This window comes from Niallia nealsonii (assembly GCF_002835805.1).
Classification (GTDB): Bacteria; Bacillota; Bacilli; order Bacillales; family Cytobacillaceae; genus Niallia; species Niallia nealsonii.
Map to the genome: position 1 here is coordinate 1 of NZ_PISE01000043.1, position 21,980 is coordinate 21,980.

At 32.7% G+C, this 21,980-nt stretch carries 33 protein-coding genes; 27 read left to right on the forward strand and 6 right to left on the reverse strand.

Annotated features, from left to right (window positions below; all coding sequences use genetic code 11):
* Positions 1 to 184: 184 nt before the first annotated feature.
* The 4 genes from CWS01_RS17175 (at position 185) to CWS01_RS17190 (ending at position 3,119) form a co-directional block, all read left to right on the forward strand.
* Entirely contained in the window at positions 185 to 1,084 is a 900-nt protein-coding gene (locus tag CWS01_RS17175) for an ROK family protein (RefSeq protein ID WP_101178406.1), read from the forward strand.
* A 97-nt stretch (positions 1,085 to 1,181) separates the two neighbouring features.
* Positions 1,182 to 1,610, forward strand: a complete 429-nt coding sequence (locus tag CWS01_RS17180) for a cell wall hydrolase (RefSeq protein ID WP_101178407.1) — start codon at positions 1,182 to 1,184, stop codon at positions 1,608 to 1,610.
* A 253-nt stretch (positions 1,611 to 1,863) separates the two neighbouring features.
* Entirely contained in the window at positions 1,864 to 2,340 is a 477-nt protein-coding gene (locus tag CWS01_RS17185; RefSeq protein ID WP_101178408.1) for a YbaK/EbsC family protein, read from the forward strand.
* Positions 2,337 to 3,119 carry a nucleotidyltransferase domain-containing protein gene (locus CWS01_RS17190; protein WP_101178409.1) on the forward strand — a complete coding sequence of 261 codons (783 nt, stop codon included), beginning with the start codon at positions 2,337 to 2,339 and terminating at the stop codon, positions 3,117 to 3,119. Before CWS01_RS17185 ends, CWS01_RS17190 begins: the two co-directional genes overlap by 4 nt.
* A gap of 714 nt (positions 3,120 to 3,833) precedes the next feature.
* Here the strand turns inward: CWS01_RS17190 and lexA are convergent.
* The gene (gene lexA, locus CWS01_RS17195; protein ID WP_101178410.1) at positions 3,834 to 4,454 is read right to left on the reverse strand and encodes a transcriptional repressor LexA; all 621 of its coding nucleotides are present in this window, start codon (positions 4,452 to 4,454) and stop codon (positions 3,834 to 3,836) included.
* Positions 4,455 to 4,607: 153 nt separating this feature from the next.
* Here lexA and yneA point away from each other — a divergent pair, with 153 nt between their 5' ends.
* From yneA to CWS01_RS17260, 13 genes are all read left to right on the forward strand, one after another.
* Complete coding sequence (yneA, locus tag CWS01_RS17200; RefSeq protein WP_101178411.1) at positions 4,608 to 4,922, forward strand: cell division suppressor protein YneA; 315 nt, start codon at positions 4,608 to 4,610, stop codon at positions 4,920 to 4,922.
* Between the two features lie 99 nt (positions 4,923 to 5,021).
* A complete protein-coding gene (locus CWS01_RS17205) occupies positions 5,022 to 5,675 on the forward strand; it encodes a YneB family resolvase-like protein (protein WP_101178412.1) in 654 nt (217 codons plus the stop codon).
* A 191-nt stretch (positions 5,676 to 5,866) separates the two neighbouring features.
* Positions 5,867 to 6,100, forward strand: a complete 234-nt coding sequence (locus CWS01_RS17210) for a DUF896 domain-containing protein (RefSeq protein ID WP_101178413.1) — start codon at positions 5,867 to 5,869, stop codon at positions 6,098 to 6,100.
* A 269-nt stretch (positions 6,101 to 6,369) separates the two neighbouring features.
* The gene (tkt, locus tag CWS01_RS17215) at positions 6,370 to 8,376 is read left to right on the forward strand and encodes a transketolase (RefSeq protein WP_101178414.1); all 2,007 of its coding nucleotides are present in this window, start codon (positions 6,370 to 6,372) and stop codon (positions 8,374 to 8,376) included.
* A 217-nt stretch (positions 8,377 to 8,593) separates the two neighbouring features.
* Positions 8,594 to 9,034, forward strand: a complete 441-nt coding sequence (sirA, locus tag CWS01_RS17220) for a sporulation inhibitor of replication protein SirA (RefSeq protein WP_101178415.1) — start codon at positions 8,594 to 8,596, stop codon at positions 9,032 to 9,034.
* A gap of 85 nt (positions 9,035 to 9,119) precedes the next feature.
* Positions 9,120 to 9,332: a YneF family protein gene (locus tag CWS01_RS17225; RefSeq protein WP_101178416.1), complete on the forward strand. Its 213-nt coding sequence runs from the start codon at positions 9,120 to 9,122 to the stop codon at positions 9,330 to 9,332.
* Positions 9,333 to 9,551: 219 nt separating this feature from the next.
* The gene (locus CWS01_RS17230; protein WP_101178417.1) at positions 9,552 to 10,457 is read left to right on the forward strand and encodes a tyrosine-type recombinase/integrase; all 906 of its coding nucleotides are present in this window, start codon (positions 9,552 to 9,554) and stop codon (positions 10,455 to 10,457) included.
* Between the two features lie 468 nt (positions 10,458 to 10,925).
* A complete protein-coding gene (locus tag CWS01_RS17235) occupies positions 10,926 to 11,705 on the forward strand; it encodes a hypothetical protein (RefSeq protein ID WP_101178418.1) in 780 nt (259 codons plus the stop codon).
* A gap of 149 nt (positions 11,706 to 11,854) precedes the next feature.
* On the forward strand, positions 11,855 to 12,178 hold the full coding sequence (locus tag CWS01_RS17240) for a hypothetical protein (protein ID WP_168714418.1): 324 nt from the start codon (positions 11,855 to 11,857) through the stop codon (positions 12,176 to 12,178).
* A 130-nt stretch (positions 12,179 to 12,308) separates the two neighbouring features.
* Positions 12,309 to 12,557 (forward strand): hypothetical protein, encoded by a 249-nt coding sequence (locus CWS01_RS17245; protein WP_101178420.1) that lies wholly within the window; start codon positions 12,309 to 12,311, stop codon positions 12,555 to 12,557.
* A gap of 68 nt (positions 12,558 to 12,625) precedes the next feature.
* Positions 12,626 to 12,829, forward strand: coding sequence for a hemolysin XhlA family protein (locus CWS01_RS17250; protein ID WP_328588929.1), 204 nt, complete (start codon positions 12,626 to 12,628; stop codon positions 12,827 to 12,829).
* Positions 12,830 to 12,982, forward strand: a complete 153-nt coding sequence (locus CWS01_RS17255; protein WP_268877084.1) for a hypothetical protein — start codon at positions 12,830 to 12,832, stop codon at positions 12,980 to 12,982.
* Between the two features lie 134 nt (positions 12,983 to 13,116).
* Positions 13,117 to 13,851: a peptidoglycan-binding protein gene (locus CWS01_RS17260; RefSeq protein ID WP_101178422.1), complete on the forward strand. Its 735-nt coding sequence runs from the start codon at positions 13,117 to 13,119 to the stop codon at positions 13,849 to 13,851.
* Positions 13,852 to 13,945: 94 nt separating this feature from the next.
* Here the strand turns inward: CWS01_RS17260 and CWS01_RS22480 are convergent, their stop codons facing one another.
* Positions 13,946 to 14,107 carry a hypothetical protein gene (locus CWS01_RS22480; RefSeq protein ID WP_157827687.1) on the reverse strand — a complete coding sequence of 54 codons (162 nt, stop codon included), beginning with the start codon at positions 14,105 to 14,107 and terminating at the stop codon, positions 13,946 to 13,948.
* 228 nt (positions 14,108 to 14,335) lie between these two features.
* On the opposite strand from CWS01_RS22480, the gene CWS01_RS17265 reads away from it, so the two are divergent.
* Positions 14,336 to 14,626, forward strand: coding sequence for a hypothetical protein (locus tag CWS01_RS17265; RefSeq protein ID WP_101178423.1), 291 nt, complete (start codon positions 14,336 to 14,338; stop codon positions 14,624 to 14,626).
* A gap of 14 nt (positions 14,627 to 14,640) precedes the next feature.
* Here CWS01_RS17265 and CWS01_RS17270 read toward each other — a convergent pair whose 3' ends face one another.
* Positions 14,641 to 14,841, reverse strand: a complete 201-nt coding sequence (locus tag CWS01_RS17270; protein ID WP_407938580.1) for a helix-turn-helix transcriptional regulator — start codon at positions 14,839 to 14,841, stop codon at positions 14,641 to 14,643.
* Between the two features lie 253 nt (positions 14,842 to 15,094).
* Here CWS01_RS17270 and CWS01_RS17275 point away from each other — a divergent pair, with 253 nt between their 5' ends.
* From CWS01_RS17275 to CWS01_RS17285, 3 genes are all read left to right on the forward strand, one after another.
* Complete coding sequence (locus CWS01_RS17275) at positions 15,095 to 16,426, forward strand: FtsK/SpoIIIE domain-containing protein (protein WP_235852102.1); 1,332 nt, start codon at positions 15,095 to 15,097, stop codon at positions 16,424 to 16,426.
* Positions 16,362 to 16,955, forward strand: a complete 594-nt coding sequence (locus CWS01_RS17280) for a replication-relaxation family protein (RefSeq protein WP_235852103.1) — start codon at positions 16,362 to 16,364, stop codon at positions 16,953 to 16,955. The genes CWS01_RS17275 and CWS01_RS17280 overlap by 65 nt, the downstream gene beginning before the upstream one ends.
* A gap of 93 nt (positions 16,956 to 17,048) precedes the next feature.
* Positions 17,049 to 17,486, forward strand: coding sequence for a hypothetical protein (locus CWS01_RS17285; RefSeq protein ID WP_205161161.1), 438 nt, complete (start codon positions 17,049 to 17,051; stop codon positions 17,484 to 17,486).
* A gap of 129 nt (positions 17,487 to 17,615) precedes the next feature.
* Here the strand turns inward: CWS01_RS17285 and CWS01_RS17290 are convergent, their stop codons facing one another.
* Positions 17,616 to 18,146, reverse strand: coding sequence for a hypothetical protein (locus CWS01_RS17290; RefSeq protein WP_101178425.1), 531 nt, complete (start codon positions 18,144 to 18,146; stop codon positions 17,616 to 17,618).
* Between the two features lie 148 nt (positions 18,147 to 18,294).
* A complete protein-coding gene (locus CWS01_RS22485; protein WP_157827688.1) occupies positions 18,295 to 18,441 on the reverse strand; it encodes a hypothetical protein in 147 nt (48 codons plus the stop codon).
* A 149-nt stretch (positions 18,442 to 18,590) separates the two neighbouring features.
* Between CWS01_RS22485 and CWS01_RS22490 the strand changes: the two genes are divergently transcribed.
* From CWS01_RS22490 to CWS01_RS22505, 4 genes are all read left to right on the forward strand, one after another.
* A complete protein-coding gene (locus CWS01_RS22490; RefSeq protein ID WP_157827689.1) occupies positions 18,591 to 18,752 on the forward strand; it encodes a hypothetical protein in 162 nt (53 codons plus the stop codon).
* A 77-nt stretch (positions 18,753 to 18,829) separates the two neighbouring features.
* On the forward strand, positions 18,830 to 18,976 hold the full coding sequence (locus tag CWS01_RS22495; RefSeq protein WP_157827690.1) for a hypothetical protein: 147 nt from the start codon (positions 18,830 to 18,832) through the stop codon (positions 18,974 to 18,976).
* Position 18,977: 1 nt separating this feature from the next.
* A complete protein-coding gene (locus tag CWS01_RS22500) occupies positions 18,978 to 19,154 on the forward strand; it encodes a hypothetical protein (protein WP_157827691.1) in 177 nt (58 codons plus the stop codon).
* Entirely contained in the window at positions 19,147 to 19,299 is a 153-nt protein-coding gene (locus tag CWS01_RS22505) for a hypothetical protein (RefSeq protein WP_157827692.1), read from the forward strand. Before CWS01_RS22500 ends, CWS01_RS22505 begins: the two co-directional genes overlap by 8 nt.
* Positions 19,300 to 20,216: 917 nt before the next feature.
* Here the strand turns inward: CWS01_RS22505 and CWS01_RS17295 are convergent.
* On the reverse strand, positions 20,217 to 20,372 hold the full coding sequence (locus tag CWS01_RS17295) for an aspartyl-phosphate phosphatase Spo0E family protein (protein ID WP_101178500.1): 156 nt from the start codon (positions 20,370 to 20,372) through the stop codon (positions 20,217 to 20,219).
* A 305-nt stretch (positions 20,373 to 20,677) separates the two neighbouring features.
* Here CWS01_RS17295 and CWS01_RS17300 point away from each other — a divergent pair, with 305 nt between their 5' ends.
* Both CWS01_RS17300 and CWS01_RS17305 read left to right on the forward strand, forming a co-directional pair.
* On the forward strand, positions 20,678 to 21,385 hold the full coding sequence (locus CWS01_RS17300; protein WP_101178426.1) for a cytochrome c biogenesis CcdA family protein: 708 nt from the start codon (positions 20,678 to 20,680) through the stop codon (positions 21,383 to 21,385).
* A gap of 233 nt (positions 21,386 to 21,618) precedes the next feature.
* Positions 21,619 to 21,978 carry a response regulator gene (locus tag CWS01_RS17305; RefSeq protein WP_101178427.1) on the forward strand — a complete coding sequence of 120 codons (360 nt, stop codon included), beginning with the start codon at positions 21,619 to 21,621 and terminating at the stop codon, positions 21,976 to 21,978.
* The last annotated feature ends 2 nt before the right edge of the window (positions 21,979 to 21,980 follow it).

The following is a 21,980-nucleotide window of genomic DNA, read 5'->3' on the forward strand; positions in this document are numbered from 1 at the left end:
CCAATCTTTAAAGTTTTTTATATAGACAAAAGCAGGAAAATAAAAAAACAGATAGAAATCTCTTTAATATTAAAAGCGTTATAACAAAAGTCTTTTATAGGATGAAACAGTTGCGCTTTTGCTAATTTTGCGTTTGTTTTTTATAACGGGTACAGATCTTATATTTTGTTTGGGGGAATGAAAAGTGGATAAATACATAGCTTTTGATGTTGGTGGCACCAATGTAAAACATGCCTTATTATTTGAAGACAGCAACATAATAAACAATGGAAAATATAAAACAGACTGTACGGATTTAGATGCATTTTTAGATGCAATGGTTTATACCATTCTAACGTATAAAAAACAGCACGATATTAAAGGAATCGCTATTAGTTTGCCAGGTTATATTAATCCAAAAACAGGTTATTCAGAAAGTGCCGGATCCATTGTGGCATTACATAATAAAAATATTAAAAAAATGCTAGAAGAGAAACTGGCTATTCCTGTGTCTGTAGAAAATGATGGGAATTGTGCAGCAATGGCGGAAAAGTGGAATGGAAATGCCGTTGAATGCAATAGTTTTATCTGTATGACTATTGGTACAGGAATTGGCGGTGGCATTATGATAAATGATTCTTTATTGCATGGTGCAAGCTTTAAAGGTGGAGAATTTGGGCATATGTATATTCAGACAAAGGACGGTTTAAAGGGAAATCTTCATAAAAGTGCTTCAACAAGTGCCTTAATTGCAGCATATAGGAAAGTAAAGCAATTAGATTTATCGACAAAAGTAGAGGGTGAAAAAATTTTTAAAGAGGCAGAAAGCAACAAAGAAGTTCAAAATATTATTCAGCAATGGTACAAAAATATTAGTTATGGTGTTTTTAATTTAGCGGTCACCTTTAATCCGGAAAAAATCCTGATTGGCGGTGGCATAAGTGAAAGAGAAGATTTGTCTTACCATATAAATAATCATTTACAAACAATTCCTTATTGGGAAGAATTAAAAGTGCCTATTGAGATTTGCAAACATAAAAATAATGCAGGCATAATTGGAGCACTCCATCACTTTTTGAAAGTTAATGAAACGATGATACGTTGATTTGCTTTGTCTAATGTAACTATTAATGATTAAGTTTTTTCAAACAGTAATGGGATAAGACCTCTTATAATATGATGGAAATATAGGAGGTAAGGCTATGGCGGTAGTAAGAGCATCGGAAGCAGATATTAATTTGTTGGCAAGACTTCTTCGAGCGGAAGCAGAAGGAGAAGGGTTGCAAGGGATGTTAATGGTTGGAAATGTAGGAATTAACCGAGTGAGAGCAAATTGTTCCGATTTTAAGGGACTAAGAACGGTTCCGGATATGGTTTATCAGCCCCATGCTTTTGAAGCAACAACAAAAGGTTATTTTTATCAGCGAGCACGAGAAAGCGAAAAAAGATTGGCAAGGCGCGCGATAAATGGGGAAAGAATATGGCCTTCTAAGTATAGTTTATGGTATTTTCGACCACCAGGCGACTGTCCGCCAACATGGTATAACCAGCCACATGTAGGAAGATTTAAGCTCCACTGTTTTTATGAACCAACTGCACAAGAATGTGAAAATGTGTATAATACTTTTTGAAGGCAGGGGAAAAAAGACGGATTATGTGATCTGTCTTTTTTTGTTTTGGCTATGTTAAAGTTAATGGCTGATTTTTGTACGTTGCTTATTGGAGTGTAAGGCGCTTGTCCACGGAAAGCAGACGCTATTCGCTGCAATCAAAAGCTAAAGTTTAACAGAGTCTATGTTTAAAGAGGAAAACTACTGTTTGAGATAAAGCGGTGCAAATGGTATATTGTTAAAAAAGTAAAAATATTTAGAGGAGTTAAATAGTATGGCAATCGAACAAGTAAAAACATATTTGGAAAAATGGAATAAAAAAATGAATGTTCAAGAATTTGAACAGTCTAGTGCAACCGTTTTAGAAGCTGCCAGTGCATTAGGAGTAAAACCGGAAAGGATTGCAAAAACACTTTCTTTTCGCAAAGGGGAGGATGCAGTTTTATTAGTAGCTGCGGGCGACGGAAAGGTGGATAATAAAAAATTTCGGGCAGTTTTTGGAGAAAAGCCACGTATGCTTACAGCAGAAGAAGTATTGGATAAAACTGGACATGCCGTTGGCGGAGTCTGTCCTTTCGGTTTAAAAGAAGATTTAGATGTATACTTAGATGAATCACTTAAGCGGTTTTCTACTGTTTTTCCTGCATGTGGAAGCAGCAATTCAGCGATTGAATTAACAAATGAAGAACTATATTTGCTTGGAAATGCTAAAGGCTGGGTGGATGTTTGTAAGGGCTGGGAAATGGAATGAAAATAGAGATGAAAAATCAGCTGGAAACAATAGAAAAAGAGCATAAAATAAAAATTCTTTATGCTTGTGAAGCGGGCAGTCATACATATGGTTTATCTTCATCTGATAGTGACTTTGATGTTCGGTTTCTTTATATGCATCCTAAAGAATGGTATTTATCACTAGATAAAAACAAGGATGTGATAGAATTGCCAATCACAGGAAATTTAGATATGAGTGGTTGGGAGCTAACAAAAGCATTAAGGCTTATCCGTAAATCTAATCCATCTTTATTAGAGTGGCTGCAAGCAGAAACTGTCTATTATCAAAATGATTACTTTTTCACTAAAATAAAAGAAATAAAAGAAAAAGCATTTAATCCTCGTGCTTGCTATTATCATTACATGCATATGGCAAAAAAAAATGAACAAAAAAGCCAAGGGATAAAGGAACGAAAAATAAAAGTCATTTTTCACATAATGCGCCCCCTTTTAGCTTGTCAATGGATTGAGCAGAAACAGACGTTTCCACCAAATCACTTTTTTTCATTAGTAAATGAGCTAGTAGATGATGTGGCATTAAAAAAAGAGATAACGGACTTAATAACAGCTAAAATCAATGGCAGCAGCATCTATCAGAAAGAGAACATACAAAGAATCAATGGTTTTATTCAACAGCGACTAGCAGGGATAGAACAAGCTGCAAGTTTCATTTCAAGCGGTTTAGAAGATGAAAAAGAACTAACTTTATCACTTGATAATTTATTTCGTGATATGCTGCATACAAATTGGACGAATTGAATTTTTATTCATTTCGTCCAATTGTTTATTTTTAGGAAATAAAACGGTTGTTTTAGTAAGTTTAAAGAGAATGATTGTTATTAAGTGTGATTTCAGAATAGATGTAAGTTCTTTTTTAATAACGGCATTCTTTTTTCACTTACACTAATTTTTTCATCTGCTCATATAATTGAATGATTAACAGGTTCTCCTATAGTTATGCAGTAACTGGAAGGCTAGTGTTTTTTTGAAAAAATTGTCTCTTCATCTGTAAGAATTTCTAATGAATCATTATGGTGTATTGCTAGTGTCTTCCTTGCTTCTTTTGGTCTGAAAATTCGTCCAAGTTCTAAAAATCCCCGTATTATGCATTATTTTCTTTTCTTTCTTTTTCCAAATAAAGCCTTTTTTAAAATTTATAGAAAGTGCATGTGATGGAAGTTTAACAGCAATAAAAGCAGTATTATAATAGTGAATATTTAAAGAAAAGGATATTGATAATACCTGTACATTCCTTTAGGAAGAAAAATGGATAGAGAGACCAATTCAAAAGACTAGTTAAGTAAGCCTTAAGGGATATCTTCTGAAATGTGAGTTGATGCCAATAAAAAACGACCAAAAATTGGCCGTTTAGATAGTAAATATTATTTTGCTGACATGTTAGTTTCAAAAAGAAGTCAGGAATAAGAAGTAGCTCTACATAGCCAATCATTGAGACTGGCTTCATGAAAAACATCACTGAATATGGCGATATACTCCTATTACTTTTCCTAGAATCGTTACATTCCGCAAAATAATGGGCTCCATGGTGCTGTTTTCAGGCTGTAAGCGAATAGAATCCTTTTCTTTGAAAAAACGTTTTACAGTTGCTTCATCTTCTTCTGTCATTGCGACGACAATATCGCCGTTGTTAGCTGAGTTTTGCTGGCGTACAATGACATAGTCTCCATCTAAAATTCCTGCTTCAATCATACTTTCTCCCATAATTTCAAGCATAAATACATGCTCATCCTTTGGAGCAAGCCTTTCTGGCAGCGGAAAGTATTCCTCAACGTTTTCAATAGCGGTAATAGGCATACCCGCTGTCACCTTTCCTACTACTGGAACATTAATAATATTATATTTTGGTATAGTGTTTTCTTCTAAGTCTAGTATTTCAATAGCACGAGGTTTGGTCGGATCTCTTCTGATTAGCCCTTTGCTTTCCAATCTTGCTAAATGGCCATGTACAGTGGAACTCGATGCAAGACCAACTGCTTCAGCGATTTCCCTAACAGAGGGTGGATATCCTTTTTGACGCACTTCATCTTTTATATAATCTAATATATCTAGCTGCCTTTTAGAAAGTTTTTGCATTATATGCACCTCTAGTCATTTTTCTTATGCCAATTATAGCATGTGTTGTTAATTGATACAAACATAAGTTCTGATTTTTTTGTTGACACAAAACATTTGTTCGTATTAAGATAGATATATAAACGAACGTATATTCTATAGAGGTGATTTGTTATGTGGCAAAAAATTTGGACCAATTATTCTTATTCGATTATTTTATTTATTTTCAGTGTATTAACATGTGCTATGATTGTGCTATATAATAATGCTACTCATGATAAACAATATGTAATGGTTAAGGTAGAACAAGGGGATTCATTATGGAGTATTTCTGAAAAATATAATGGGAAATATAGTATGTCGCAAAAACAATTTATTAAATGGGTGGAAACGAAAAATAGCTTGCCCGCTCACCAGCTTACAGCAGGAGAAGAAGTTATTATTCCAGTAAAAGCAGAAGAAGAAAATATACAATTAGCTTCCGATTAAAAAGAATAGAAAAGAATCAAGATACATATCTATTTGAAGAAATGACACGTAAACTTCTTGGGGGAAAACAGAAAAATAGAGATAGCGGTGATGCTTTAAATGAATGCAATTATTTATTGTCGAGTAAGTACGGATAAAAAAGAGCAAGAGACTTCACTTAAAAGGCAGGAAGAAGAACTGCTGCTACTTGCAAAAGAGCATAAATTCCATGTGGCGGATATAATAAAGGAACAAGCAAGTGGATTTGAATTAGACCGTGACGGCATTTTAGATTTGTTGACAAGAATTAAGGACAAAGATATTGGAGCTATCTTAATACAAGATGAAACAAGGCTTGGAAGAGGGAATGCAAAGATTGCCATTTTGCACTGTATTTTAAGAGAAAATGTAAAGCTTTATAGCATATCCTCCTCTGGAGAACTTGTACTTTCCGATGCTGACTCAATGGTACTGCAAATTGTTAGTTTAGTAGAAGAATATCAGCGTAAAATCCATAATATAAAAATTAAAAGAGGGATGAAAAGAGCAGTAGAAAATGGCTATAATCCAGCAGAAAATTTAAAAAATCAAGGCGATAATGCTGGCAGACTGCGCAAGGATGTTCCAATCGAAGAAATTGCCAAATTAAAAGAAAATGGCTTAACCTTTGCGGAAATTGCTGTAACCCTAAGAGGGTTTGGTTTTTCCGTCTCCAAAGCCACCGTACATAGAAGATACCAAGAATTCAAAGAGCAAGAACATAATGAGAGTTAATAACATGCTTAAAATTTTTTCCTATGGTATAATAATGTTTTAGCAAATAACGAAACATTCCTTCCATAAATGGTGTGGGGCTATAGGCAACTGTTTGATTAAGTTTAAAAAAAGAGTTTGCTTTTTCTGTTTGATTTTGAGGCTGCTCGTTTTTGGAGGAATAAATACTATAGGTTTTAAAGGAGTTTTGTATGATTTCCGATACTAAGTTAGCACGCATAAATGAACTAGCAAAGAAAAAAAAGGAAGTAGGATTAACAGAAGCTGAAGCAAAAGAGCAAACAGCGCTTAGAGCAGAATATTTAAAAGGCTTCCGTTCGACTATGTTAAATACTTTGGAAGGTGTTACAATTTATGATCCAAATGGTGACGATGTAACGCCACAAAAATTAAAAGATATGCAAAACAAAAAGAAATTGCATTAATGCAATTTCTTTTTGTTTTGCTAAAAAAAGGGGTAGAGATTAATTTTTGCTAAATAAATTCCGAAAAAATATTTTTTTATCTATAAAAAAATATAAAAATTTTTTTCTGCTCCAATTCCTTCATGTTAAGGGGTTTTTGCCACTTTTTTTTAAAAAAATAGAATAAATATAAAAATATTTTTAATATTTATTTATTCTATTAGTTGTTTTATGGGACAATCGCATTTAATATAATAGTGTAATGAATATTGTATGAGAGGATGTTTTACATGACAGCAAATATTGATAATTTATCGATTAATTCGATAAGAACTTTATCAATTGATAGTATCGAGAAAGCAAATTCTGGTCATCCTGGTATGCCAATGGGAGCAGCTCCAATGGCTTACACGTTATGGACTTCCTTTATGAACCATAATCCAAAAAATCCTAAATGGTTTAACCGTGATCGTTTTGTATTATCTGCAGGTCATGGATCTGCATTATTATATAGCTTGCTGCATTTATCAGGTTATGATTTATCTATTGAAGATTTAAAACAATTCCGCCAATGGGGAAGCAAAACTCCAGGACATCCAGAGTTTGGCCACACAGCTGGGATAGATGCAACTACTGGCCCACTTGGACAAGGGGTTGCGATGGCAGTTGGTATGGCATTAGCAGAACGCCATTTAGCAGAGACTTATAATAGAGATGCATATAATGTGGTAGACCATTATACATATAGCATTTGTGGAGATGGGGATTTAATGGAAGGGGTTTCAGCTGAAGCCGCTTCATTAGCTGGTCACTTAAAGCTTGGAAGACTAGTTGTTATGTACGATTCTAATGATATTTCATTAGATGGCGACTTAGATAAATCATTCTCTGAAAGCGTGGAACAAAGATTTAAATCGTATGGATGGCAATATATCCGTGTAGAAGACGGCAATGATATTGCTGCATTAACAAGTGCGTTAGAAGAAGCAAAACAAGATGAAAATCGTCCAACAATTATTGAAGTAAAAACAGTTATTGGTTATGGCTCACCAAATAAAGCTGGAAAATCAGCTTCACACGGTTCTCCACTTGGTGCAGATGAAATGAAATTAACAAAAGATGCTTATAAATGGACATTTGAAGAAGATTTTTATGTTCCAGAAGAAGTATATGCACATTTTAAAGAAAAAATTGCAGATGCAGGGGCAACAAAAGAACAACAATGGGAAGAAATGCTTGCTAAATATGCAGCAGAATTTCCTGAATTAGCAAAACAATTTAAAGTGGCAACTTCTGAAACACTTCCTGAAGGATGGGATCAAGATATTCCAGTTTATGAAGAAGGTTCAAGTCTAGCTAGCCGTGCTTCATCTGGAGAGGTTCTAAATGCTATTGCGAAAAACTTGCCATCTTTTATTGGTGGATCTGCTGACTTAGCTGGAAGCAACAATACAATGATTAAAGGAGATAAAGATTTAACTCCTGAACATTATGATGGCCGCAATATTTGGTTTGGTGTTCGTGAATTTGCAATGGGTGCTGCATTAAATGGTGCTGCATTACATGGCGGAGTGAAAATTTTTGGCGGAACGTTTTTTGTATTCTCTGATTATTTAAAACCTGCCATCCGTCTTGCAGCAATTATGGGACTGCCTGTAACATATGTGTTTACACATGACAGCATTGCCGTTGGAGAAGATGGTCCAACGCATGAGCCTATTGAACAATTAGCAGGATTGCGCGCCTTGCCAAATCTTTCTGTTATTCGTCCAGCTGATGGAAATGAAACTGCTGCTGCATGGAAAGTAGCTGTTGAATCAACAAATCAGCCGACTGCTCTTGTTTTAACAAGACAAAACTTGCCAACTATTAAAGATACTGATAAAAATGCATATGAAGGTGTATCAAAAGGAGCATATGTTATTTCTCCATCAGTACAAGAAACACCTGATGCTTTATTAGTTGCAGCAGGGTCTGAAGTTGGGTTAGCTGTTCAAGCACAAAAAGCATTAGAAGCTGAAGGCATTCATACTTCGGTTGTAAGCATGCCTTCATGGGATCGTTTTGAAAAGCAATCACAAGAATATAAAAACTCTGTACTGCCTAAAACAGTGAAAAAACGTCTTGCACTTGAGATGGGAAGTTCTCTAGGCTGGCATCGATATGCTGGAGATGAAGGCGATGTATTGGCTATTGATACATTTGGAGCATCTGCACCTGGAAATAAAATTTTAGAAGAGTATGGATTCACTGTAAATAATGTTGTAGCACGCGTAAAAGTATTATTAGATAAATAATTTTAGTAATAGATGTGAAAAAAGAGCGGCAGTATGCTGCTCTTTTTGTCTGGAGATAGTACATAATGGGTATTTCCTCTTTGGTGAAAAATCGAGAAAATAAGAAAAAATTCTCTATTCGACAAAACTAGTCTGTTTTTTTAACAGTTAAAGACACACCTTGTACTCGTTCCTTTTTATAATAATAAAAAGACGTTAAGGCAGGTGGAGAGTGAGTATGAGAAAATATGAATTGTATTTAATAGAAGAAAATGTGGCTCTACATTATAATGGAAAAGAAAAAATGATTTACAATCTATTTTTTGAGCATACTAATACAAAGGATTCTACTTTAAAAGCAATTCTAAAAAAACAGATTGACTACATAACTCGACCTATCCCAGAATGGAAAATACAGCAAGTCTTATTAATGGAATTACAGAAAAAGAGCTGGTTTCAGCATAATGTTGAAGGGTATTATATTAAAAACGATAATTTAAGCAGTGCAATGCTATCTATATTAAATAATTGTTTGCAAATTAAGGCGAATGGATATTATGATGCGGAGCTTGTGTTTTTTGAATTGCTTCATAAATATGAACCTAATTTTTTGGCAATTGATATAGAAAATGGCCGTTATGGCTGGCTAAAACCAATAAAACAAAGAAATTTTGTCTGAAAAAGAGAAAATGCCGAGCAGATATTGTATAATAATATCTGGTCTAGTACACTAAGTAGTAGACAACATGAAGGAGGAAAGAAGTATGTGGATTACGATTGTAGGCATCGTTGCATTACTTGCAGGGATTGCTATCGGATTTTTCATCGCCCGTAAATATATGATGAATTACCTTAAGAAAAATCCGCCAATTAACGAGCAAATGCTTAAAATGATGATGATGCAAATGGGAATGAAACCATCCCAAAAGAAAATCAATCAAATGATGTCAGCAATGAACAAACAACAAGGAAAATAAGGTTGTTTAACTTATTGCTGGGCTATCAAGGGTGATAGCTTAAATGGGCAACGTTTGTGACAGTAAATGATTCGCATGTATAGGACAAGTTAAAACTTCGTTTTCTTATAAACTGAAGTTTTCATTATAAAATTGTTTTACTTGCGCTTTATCTTTCATCAAAAAAATCCGAAACCACTTTTCTATTGGAAACTAAACCAATTAGAAGGGTGGTTTTTTATGTTATTTGAAGATGTTTTAGAAGAGTATATGTATCATTGTCGAGCTAGAGGATTTACTGATAAGACGATCAAGAACAAAAATCAAGAGTATAAGCAATTAAAACAGTTTCTAAAAGAAAAAAGAGCCATTACTGAATTAGAAAGTATCACGGTTCATGATTTAAAAGCTTATGTAAGAGTGAAGCAAAAGGATGGTTTACAGGCTCAATCAATAGTATCCATGTTTAAAATGATTAAAGCTTTCTTTTCCTGGTGCGAAAGAGAAGGCTACATAAAAGAGAATATTGCTAAAAAAGTAGAAACTCCAAAGCTGCCAAAAAAGGTATTAAAAGGATTCACTGTAGATGATGTTCAAGCAATGATTGACGCATTTAGCTATAAGAATTATTTGGAGGCAAGGAATAAGGCTATTATAGCTATGTTAAGTGATTGTGGTCTAAGGGCTATGGAAATCAGAGGGCTTTTGTCTGTAAATGTAAAAGAGACTAATATTCTTATAAATGGAAAAGGAAATAAGGAGAGAATAGGATTCATTTCTCCAGCATTAAAACGAATCTTAATTAAATACGAGCGTTTAAAAAAGCAATACTTTCAAGATAAGTTGACAACTGATCATTACTTTCTATCCTATACAGGAAACGACATATCGCATGTAGCATTGGATAATGTCATAAAAGAAGCTGGCAAAAGAGCAAATATTACAGGGAAACGAGTTTCTCCACACACATTTAGACATTTCTTTAGTGTTCAATGCATTCTAAATGGAATAGATATTTTTTCTCTCAGCAAACTGCTCGGACACTCAGAATTATCCACTACGCAGCGCTATTTACAATCATTAGAGGATTTTGAATTGATAGAGAAAGCTATGCCATCAAGTCCTTTAATGAATATGAGGAAATAAGGGATGATTTTAGATGAAGAATGGATATTGTTAATTAAAGAAGCTAAAACGATAGGATTATACGTTTAATCAAAGTGGTTATTATCGATTATTAATTAGGAAGAGCAGCGATGTTGAAATATTAGATACTGAGATTAGCACTATAAAAAATCTTTTTCATTCTTAAAAAAAGAGAATAGAAATATCGAAAAAAATACCGCATCCAATAACTTTGATTTATCAAAACTAACTTGGGAATTAGGAAAAATTGAACCAAATGGTTCAGATAGCGTTTCAACAATTAGACTTAGAACCAACTTAAATGATTTAATCTACTTAGAAATAAATGATGTCATTAAAATAGATAATGATTATCAAATTATTCCTATTAGATACAACAAAAATAGCACTTTTAACAGTTATCCTTTAGGATCTTCTTGGTTAAAGAAAAAACTTATCATTAATCAAAATGGTTTTTACAGGTTTTTAGTGAAAAAATACAATGATACAGATTTTTTGACTCAAGATATTGAACTGGCTAAATCTAAAATTAAACTCATTCGTAATAATCTTTCTTCGATTTTAACCAGTGAAAATTCAAGGCAGTTAAAGGTAACATTAGAAAATGCGCTAAAAACTTCTGCTATTATAAGTGATTGGCGGAATGAGAAAATGTCACATGGTAGTATGATTTTACCCGATGAGTATTCAAATGACGGAACTTTTTGGGCTACGTATATAGCTAATGATAACAGTACAGTGGAAGCTCCATGGGAAATGCAAGCATATATACCTTTGGTGAAGTTTAATATTGTTGACCCCAATGATATAAAAAAATGGAAAGTGCTAGAAGTTGGTAGCACATTTGGGGGATTTACTCAATCAGGTAGACCTCCTTACGAACCTAATTTAGTTGTCTTAGAAGATAAAGTCTTGATCATTTTTAATTCAAATGAACAGTCTGATGCTACTGATATAAAGTTGGCAACCATTGAATTTGATAAAAACACGGAAACCTTTGGCAATTATAATGTTTCGAAATTAACTTATACTTCTGGTGGTTCACAAAAGACAATTGATATGACAGCTACAAATGTTTCTACCGCATACAGAGAACTAGGTTATATATTGAGTTCTGATTTAATTGATGCGCTGGTAGTTAATCGAATAATTAAATACAACAATTATTATTATGGAGCTATCGCCAGTTTTAATACTGCCAATGGATTAGGGTTTAAAGGGATGGTTATTCGCTCATTAGATGTATGAATTGGGAATTTGTAACTATCCCTAACACTCTTAGCGGAGATGCTCTAGAGGTATTCATTGAGATTATTAACAATAAACTGTATTATGTGGCTAGAGGTAGTAATTCAATTGGTTGTTATGATTTGGTCAGTGGTACTTGGAGTTCTTTTGTGAGTATTCCTGAAATCATGACATCGAAACCTTCTTTAGTTGTGTACAATAGCAAGTTATACTTGTTACACAATACTAATAATAGTTTAACAACTAGTTGGGGAACGTTAGGAAGAAGTGCTACTGCTATTAGAGAAGTTAATTTAACCGATTTAAGTTTTAGTAATGTGGTTGAATTACAAAGTAGCACAGGTCTACATTATACCTGTCCAGTTGAGTATAAAGGTGATTTGTACATGTCTTTTTCAGAAGACAGAAGGAAACTTAATAAAGATCAATTGAGATCTAATATAGGTTTTTTTCCTATTGTTTTTAGTCAATAGGATACTACTGTGCAACAACTAAATATCAAATCAAGAGTCCTCCTAGGGGACTCTTTTATTTTTAACTTTTTTGACATTTCCTTCTTAATAGCTTTTGATGAAACTATCATTGGATGAGGAGGAAAAATTAATGTGTGAGAAACACCATCATACTGTTAGCATAATTGATTTTAATAGTATTAATTCTAAAAGTTTATTTGTGAAAGTTATTGGTTTTGATGCTGACTTAGGAAAAGAGTTTGAAGGGGAAGTGAAATTTGTAAATGGTATGCCATTCGGAGATTTAATACATCCCCAGAGATCAATTTTATCTCCTACATGTAGGTCTACTGTTCGAAGTTATTTGTTAAATAAGTATAATGAGGGAGAATTTATTTGATATTCAGAAGATATGAGCATAGCTAAGAGTCCTTTTTAGGGCTCTTTTTTACTGTCTATTTTAAGGAGGTGATTCCCTTGGAACATCGTGTTTCAAAGCTAGAAGATGAAATGAAGGATGTAAAAACTCGATTGGCAGTAGCCGAGTCTAATATCAAGGATATCAAAGAAGACATTTCTTCGATAAAAAGTAATACAACATGGCTATTAAGGATTGTAGTTGCAGCGATAATTGCAGCCATATTTGGATTGATTTTAAAAGGAGGGGTTTAGATGGATAAAGCCAGTGTTACACGTTTTGCATTGTTAATTGTAGCAGTAATAAACTCCGTATTAAATATGCTGGGTTATGAAACTATCCCTGAAGATTTAGTTAACGATTTAATTGCTGTTGGATCAGGTTTATACATATTGTACGCAGGATGAAAAAACAATTACTTAAGCAAAAAGGGATTAAAACAGAAAGAAGTACTTAAAGAAAATGATTTAGCAAAGTAAGAGTGATAACTAATCGTTATTGCTCTTTTTTATTTGTAAAAAATAATTAGGAGGAATTTAATATGTCATTCACACCTAAATACAATGAAAGAAATTTAAAAAACTTAGCTCAACTTGGTGACAATACAAAGAAGAAAGCTATCCAATGGTATGAATATTTAGTTGAAAATGAAATTGAAGTATTGATTTATGAAACTATTCGCTCTGTAGAAACACAAAGAGAAAACGTGGCAAAAGGCGCTTCTCAAACCATGAAATCCTATCATATTGTAGGTCAAGCATTAGACTTCGTAATGATTGATTCTAAAGGGAATGCGCTATGGAATGGATATGGTTCTGCTGATGCTAAAAAGGTTATTGCTAAAGCTAAAGCAGCAGGCTTTGAATGGGGTGGTGACTGGTCTGGATTTGTAGATAAGCCACACCTTGAATATCATCATAAAGGATACGGAACAGATATATTTAAGACTAAAGGTGACGCTATTGCTTTATCCGAAGTTAAAGAAGTGACTAAAACTACAACTAAAACAACTACATCAGTTAAGAACACTGAAACTAAAAAAGAAACTATTTCTCTTCCAACAGGTACATACAAAAAAGGTTCTAAAGGTAATGCTGTAAAACAAATCCAAGAAGCATTAAATAAATTATACTTCAAATGCGGAAATGCTGACGGTGTATTTGGTGCTAAAACAGTAGATGCCTTAGAAAGATTCCAAAGTGTTTATTGTAATCCTGTCGATGGTATTTATGGTAAGAATACGAGAGCAGTTATGTTGAAACAGTTAAATAAGTAATATAAAAAAAGGACAGTTACTTTAACTGTCCGTCCTTTCTTCGTTTAAAATGTGGCTTTCATGAGGTAAGAAAATAACCAACTCAATGAGTTGGTTATGCTATTTCTTCAACTTCTGACTTATCAAAAATAGGAAGCGAATATTTACTTATATCCATTTTTAATGCGTATCCACGCCCCGTTTCCTTTAAGAGTATACCTTCTTCCCCGAAGTAAATACTATTTGTATTTATTACTTTAAAATGTCTTTGCTGCATAATTAAATACTCCTTTATGTAATTTATTTAGTTTGTATTCAGTATGAACTAATGAGTGTGATAAAATACTTCATTCATTTTAAATAATATTTATTAATTTATCTTTATAACAGCCAGCACAATCTTTTTTTCTTTTATTGGTTAATCTTAAATAGATCATCTGTGTATATTTGAATAAAAATAAATAACTTAGGCAAATATATTGAAAAACTCTAAGGAATGAATTTGATGAAAAAGAGATATGTATTATTTGCTTTTCTTTGTTTATTTTTAATAATGTCAGCTATAACAAATCCTTCTGATAAAGATGAATATGCTGATTGGGTAGGAAATCAAATTAAGCAAGAAAAAGGTCCTTTATTAGGAATGCTTGGTGGATCTCTTATTAAATTAGGAACATCCAAAAAGGATTTTGTCTTGTTTACTATATATGAGACAAAATTTGATAAAAATGAGAAAAAGCCATTGATAGCATTAGGAATTTTTAATAATTTTATTTGGTTAGAAGAAGGGGAGTAGTTTGGAGCTACTCTTTATTTTTTTATCCATATTTTCCTAATATCTAAATCTAACTCTTCAGATATTCTATATACAACTTTAAAGGAAGGAAATGAATTATTATTTACAATGGAACTCAAAGCCCCTGTGCTAATTCCAATCACCTTTGCAAAATCTCCATGTTTTATTTCTCTCTCAGCTAAAATAACTTTCAATCTACATTTATAATCCATCATGAACACCTCAAGTTATTACATTCTACATTATTTTCTTTACTCCTTTTAAAAATATTTCAGTGGACAAGATATATTGGACAAACCAGACTTCATACCATTTACTATACCAAATGAATTACCACCCTAGTAGCTTGATCGAGCATATGCCAGATCTCTTTATATCAGTAGCTGAAGCTGTCTTTTTTGAATGCTAGATTGATGGGATAGATACTATGTATCTATAAAGAGTGGCGTAGGAAAGGAGGAATATCAATTGTTTTTTGAAGCAATCTCAACAGTAGTTATGGGAGGTTTAGCTTTACAAGCTCATCTCTCGAAAAATGGAAATGGGAACGACTCGAAAAAATTGAACAAAATATTTGCTCTGACAGGATTAAACGTAAAGGACGGAACACAAACACTTACTACTCAATTAGTAAAGAAACGTAATTATGAATGGGGGACGGAATATCGTTATCGAATACCTTTAGGAAGAAGTTTCGAGGATTATGTATCTAAGCAAAAATCGATTGAAGCAGGGATAAATACACGTACAGTTAAACTTCAATTAGGAGACCTAAAACAGATGAAATTAGATCGTAATATTATCCAGAGTATTAGAGGTCTCTATAAGAGAAAACTTACTGAGAGGAAGGAAATAGAACTTTCCTATGATGGAATGTTAATTATTCGAGTTTACGATGAACCGATGCCCACTTTGGTTGAAATGTTTGAAGGAAAAGGATGGTCTGTTCCAATTGGCATCATGAGAGAAAAAAACACAACTATATTTCATGATTTTGAAAGAATACCACACTTTGTATTAGGTGGAGCCACACGATATGGGAAATCAAATTTAATTAATGGCATTATCGCTTCTCTAATTAAACAGAAGCCAAACCATGTAAAATTACATCTTGTAGACTTAAAAGGAGGAGTGGAACTATGTGACTATGAAAATATTAAGCAGACTGTTTCTATCGCATATGAGCCAGAAGAAGCCAGGGAAGTACTAGAGAATGCTTATAACGAAATGAGAAAGATGCAGCAAAGGGTTAGGAATCTGGGGAAAAAGAATGTCCGAGAAGCTGGGATACCGGAACGGCATTTTATTATTATTGATGAAGTTGGAGAACTAAATCCTGAAGAAGCAGTAGATAAGAAGGATATAAAAAAGGATGGTATCGTCATTCAAAAAAGTGAAAAGACAATAAAAGAAGAATGTCAAAAGTACATGAGTCAGATATCTCGATTAGGTGCAGGTTTAGGTTTTCGCCTAATTCTAGCTACCCAATATGGAACAGGAGATATCATTCCTAGACAATGTAAACAAAACAGCGATGCAAAATTATGCTTCCGTGTACAGTCTTCCACAGCATCAAGAGTTGTGTTAGATGGGGAAGGAGCAGAAAAACTGCCAGAAATAAAAGGTCGTGCCATTTACCAAACAGCCGATAAAAAAATCATAGTCCAAACTCCACTAATAACTTCAGAAATTATCCATTCCATTATTGATCCACACATAAAAGAGGTGAAACCAGTTGAAACAACTAAACAAGCGCCAAGAAGCAATGCTATTATCATTAAAAAAACTGGACTTTCTTAATCGTGACCAACTACAAACTATCCACAAATTAGGAAAGGTTAGAAATGCCAATAGAATACTCAAGGAGCTATCACCTTACTTAGAATCCTATAGAGAAGAATATTCCACGATTTATTACTTAAATGCTGAAGGAAGAGCATATGTGAATTCTGAAAAGGTAAGAAGAAAGAATCCATTTGTAAATCACACAATTATGAGAAACTATTTTTACATTTTTGCAAAGTGTCCTGTTGAATGGAACAACGAAATAAGTGTCAATGATGGGATAACCACTTTAGTTACAGATACATGGTTCAAAGTAAATGGAAAGTATCACTTTCTAGAAGTGGATTCTTTACAAAAGATGAAAGAAAATCGAGCAAAAGTAAAGAATTATTTAGCGCTGTTTAATGCAGGACATCTAGCAAAACATTTTGGCTATTTCCCACCTTTAATATGGTTAACTACTACTGAATTGAGAAGAAAGCAATTAAAAGAGCTGTGTAAGGAATTGCCATGTGTTGTTTATACGATTGATGAAATCAGATAGAATTTTATCCTACGTGATATTACTGGATATTTTTCGATAGTCAACTATCTTTGTAGATATTTATTGATAAACATTTATAAGGGAGAGATTAATATGCAAACAATAGCATTTAATGAATTTATGAGTGGGAGTTATAAAGTAAAGGAGAAAGACTTTACACCAAAATTGGCGAAAAGTAATATAGGTAAACTGGCGAGAAGAGTCGGAACTTCAATTGCTATTCCACTAATATTAGCAAAACCTGTATTTGCAGCTAGTCCAATAAATGTAGTTCCAGTCGATGCAAAAGAGTGGATGGGAGAACAAACACTATCTATGATTGCCCATGCATTAGATCCATTAGTTGATGTATTAGTTGCTTTATCTTTTCCAGTGGCTTCAGTGATTATAGTTGGAGCATGTTTCTTCTTTATGTTTGATAAGTCGGATAAAGCATGGGGAATGATAACTAATGCTGGGTTAGGTTATGTGTTGATACAAATATCTCCATTGATATTGAATGTGTTGAAGCAAATAGGGAGTGCTGTTTGACTCCACGGTGTTGTTAGTTTGTCAAAGAGAAAAGAGAAGTTTATCGAACAATATCGTAAACTAAGCAGCAAGATATTGTTCGATAAACTTTTTATTGAATTCAAAGTAGTAGGATGTTTTCCACTAGGCTCATTTTCCAGTGTTGCATTCACAATGCCCTGAACTACATTTATAATACCGACAAATTGGACAATCTAAATGAGTCTTATAACTTAAAGGTTGACCACATTTATAACAATTGGTATCTCTATCTGGAATAATTTCATGTGCTAGATAATGATTACTAAATTCTTGTGCTCCAATTTTTTTAGTACATTCTATTATATCAAATTTATGATCAATAGGGCTTGGAGCTACAGCTTTTATTTCCCATCCAGTTTCCTGTAAAGTCTTAACATAAACTGTTGTTCCTTCAGTAAAATATTTAAGTGGACTTTTCTTATATAAAGTTATATCTTTTTCAATTACTTTAATATATTTTATTTCTTCATTTATATCTTGGTCACAATTTAATATTAATATCTCATTCCTGCTTATTACTTTAAAAATCCGAAATAAATGGTTTATATCTCCCTTATAATTAACATAATCCCCTTGTTTAAAATATACTACATTTGGTTTATTCAAAATGCTATCTTTTAACCGTATAGTAATCGCCATTTTAGTACCTCCAGATATCGATTTACATCAATATTATAGAGGATTATTTTGGGTAAGTGTACAAATATTTACAAAAGAAATATATTTAAAGAATTTTAGCAGGTATATGGTATGAATTATACGAAAGAGAGTTTTGTTTGAAATAGTATTATTTGTTTTGGTTGTCTTTCTCACTATCAAATATGTCATCAATTAGTTGATCTATTTTTTCCTTATTCTTAGCTTCTCTTGCACTATCTCTTATTTCATCTAACAATTCATCTTTATCTTCTTTATTCAAATAACTTTCTTTCAATTATTATCACTCCTTTGTTCATTGTATGAAGCATGTATGTGAATTATTGAGAATTAAAGGATATATATTCCAATATATAGAAGTAGTACTCATTAAGACTTCTGAGACGGATAGACACAAAATAAATTATTGAAAAAGGAGGTAATTGAATGAAATTGCCTAATAAAGAAGGGGTTAAATTATATAAGCAAATAGAAACTGAATACGGAATGCTATATATCTATATTAATTACAATGTAACAAAAGAAGAATCTGATATGAGATTAAAGAGGTATCTTATGACTAAGTATAAAGCAGAAGGAAAACTGTAATGTAATATTTAATTGATATATGTTCAAAAGAATATCAACAATCAAGATATGTATGTGAAAGAAAAGGGGTGAATGGAATGATTTATGAAGTTAAAGATAGGAATAAACCCGATTATAAATTAATTGCGGAGGCTTTAATTGAATTAGATATTAGATTAAAAGCAACAGAAATTATAGAGGAAAAAGAGCTTCCTTCTAATAATCAAGATAAAGGGAGGCTGTAAAATGGAAGTCGGAGTTAAATATGATGAGCCTGGAGTGGAGTTGTATAAAGAAATAAAGACAAAACATGGCATGGTATATATTTACATAGATCATAATGTACCTATAGAAGATACCAAGGAAAGAATAAAAAACTATTTAGTTCAAAGGTATGGAAGAGAAGGTAGAAATATTGAGTAATAAAGATAGAGAAAATAAAAAGAGAAATAAAAGTGAAATTTATGAAGTAACTAGTGTGAATGAGCCAGATTACAAATTGATTGTAGAAGCCTTGATTAATTTGGATCTTAGGTTGAGTAACAAAGAAAATAAAACTGATAGTTAAAAGAAACAGGTATGGAATAATTTCTATACCTGTTTTTATTATCCTAGTTTCTTCATTATTATATAGGATGAAAAATAAACTAGATAAATTAAAAGATTATAATATATTTGTGGACAGTCTATATTTATCATGATATATTTTTCTTAATAGAAAATTAGTTTCGGATTAGTCACAAACGTTGATGTATTAAGGGGCGCTTATTGGCAATCTTTAACCATCCCAAAAGAAAATCAATCAAATGATGTCAGCAATGAACAAACAACAAGGAAAATAAGGTTGTTTAACTTATTGCTGGGCTATCAAGGGTGATAGCTTAAATGGGAGTGCATATATAAGACAAGTTTACTTTAAACATTATTTTTTATGAAATAAATGTTTTATCATATATTTGGTTTATTTATGCGTTATTTTTCATTAAAAATGCAAAACCACTTATTCTATGGGGAAATTAGCCAGTTGAATAAGTGGTTTTTTATCATGCATTAACGGGTTTTGATGCCCATCTAAGGAATGATAAGAGAAAACAAGAAATCTAGTTAGGCAGAAACTTACTGAGTAAAAGTCTAAATATAAAAGTGAACAGACTAAGAAGCCACGTCCTTAGTCTGTGTGGCCTATATCTATAGGCCTCTACAATCAATGGGGGCGTGGAACCCCCTCACTGATTGTTAATTTCACTTTATATGAATAGTGAAGCTGGAATAGTATTTTTTAACGGGGAGATTGGGTAAAAGGATAGGGTAAATTAGCTGGTTTATTGTTTAGTAGCTGATTGTTTATTTTTAATTATCTTATATTTAGTGTTTATTAGTATATCTAAAAATTCAAAAAACAAAATAGGTATTTTTTGGAACAGAAGTTTAAAAAGAAGTTGATTAAAAGAATAATGGCATTAATTAGGAAGAAGACATACGTTTTTATTTTTTTTCGTGTGTGTTATATTTATTTAATAATTGATCTAATTCTTGGCTGCAAGCAATGGTTGCATGTGCAGAAAAACCATATTTTTTTGCAATATTTATTAATTCTTCTCTTTTAGATTCAATTAGATACAGTAAGTGTCCTTTTGACATCGCTGTTTGTCCTTTCCATTTTATAATAGGATGGGTTTGCATAAAAAGCATGGAAGTAATTAAATTGCTGCCACTGCTTACAAACAACTTGGAAAGTAGCAGAGTGGAAGTGTATCTGCTATTTGGAGCAATAGTTTAATGTGTATATATTTTAAATTTTCTGCTTATTTGTAAAAAAATGAAAAACCTTTATTAAGATAATTATAACGATACTTGGAATTAAATGCAAAAAAATTGATATCGACATATATTTTGACAGAGGACATATAAGTAAATAGAAAGGCAGGAAAAAAGGAGGGTCATTTTTGACGGATATTAATTTATTTTTAGCTTTAGGAGCGGGATTTTTAAGTTTTATATCTCCTTGTTGTTTGCCCCTTTATCCAGCATTTTTATCCTACATAACAGGAATGTCACTTGAAGAAATGAAACAAGAAAGTGTGTTGTTGCATAGAAAAAGTTTTCTGCATACCATCTTATTTCTTTTTGGGTTTTCTTTTATTTTTATTGCTATGGCTTATGGAACATCGTTTATCGGCAATTTTTTTTATATGTATCAAGATGAAATAAGAAGAGTAGGGGCCATCATTATTTTTATATTTGGTCTATTTATTTTAGGGGTGATAAGGCCATCCTTTTTAATAAAGGAACATCGTTATTCATTTAAAAATCGACCTTCTGGTTTTTTTGGCACTTTTCTTATTGGGATGAGCTTTGCTGCTGGCTGGACTCCTTGCAATGGACCTATTTTAGGTGCTGTCCTTACTCTTGCAGGGACAAACCCTGAATCTAGTTTTGTTTATATGGGGAGCTATATACTAGGATTCTCTATTCCTTTTTTGCTGCTTACCTTTTTTATTGGGAGTACAAAGAAGTTAAGAAAATATAATCACTTATGGATGAATATAGGTGGAGCGATGATGCTTGTGATGGGAGTAGTGCTATACTTTAATGGCATGGTATGGATTAATGGTATTTTAAGTCCTCTGTTTGGAGAGTTTACTGGTTTTTAAAAAATATGTGATTCATGTTCTCTTATTTGGATAAATAGGGGAGTTGTTTATAGAACAACTATATTTTTCACTTATTTGATAATGGGAGCTGAAATCTGTTCTTTAACAATCGAATCGATAAATATTTATATTGAAAAGAATGGGAATTTTAGATATAGTGAATATTGTACCATTGTAAATGGTACAATGGTATTAATTTTGAACTTCTGTTGCGTGTTAAGGAGGAAACAATATTGGCAAGAATATTAATTGTGGATGATGCAAAGTTTATGAGAATGACTCTTACTAATATTCTCACAAAAGCAAATCATGTGGTGGTTGGTGAAGGGGAGAATGGGAAAGAAGCTATTCGCTTGTTTCGCGAGTTGGATCCTGATATTGTCACAATGGATATTACGATGCCTGAAATGAGCGGATTAGATGCAGTCAAGGAAATACGAAATGAATTTTCTGATGCAAAAATTATTATGTGTTCTGCAATGGGACAGCAGAAGATGGTAGTAGAGGCGATTGAGGCAGGTGCAAAAGATTTTATTGTGAAACCTTTTGATGAAAATAGAGTAATAGATGCCATAAATAGAGTCCTCGGTTAATA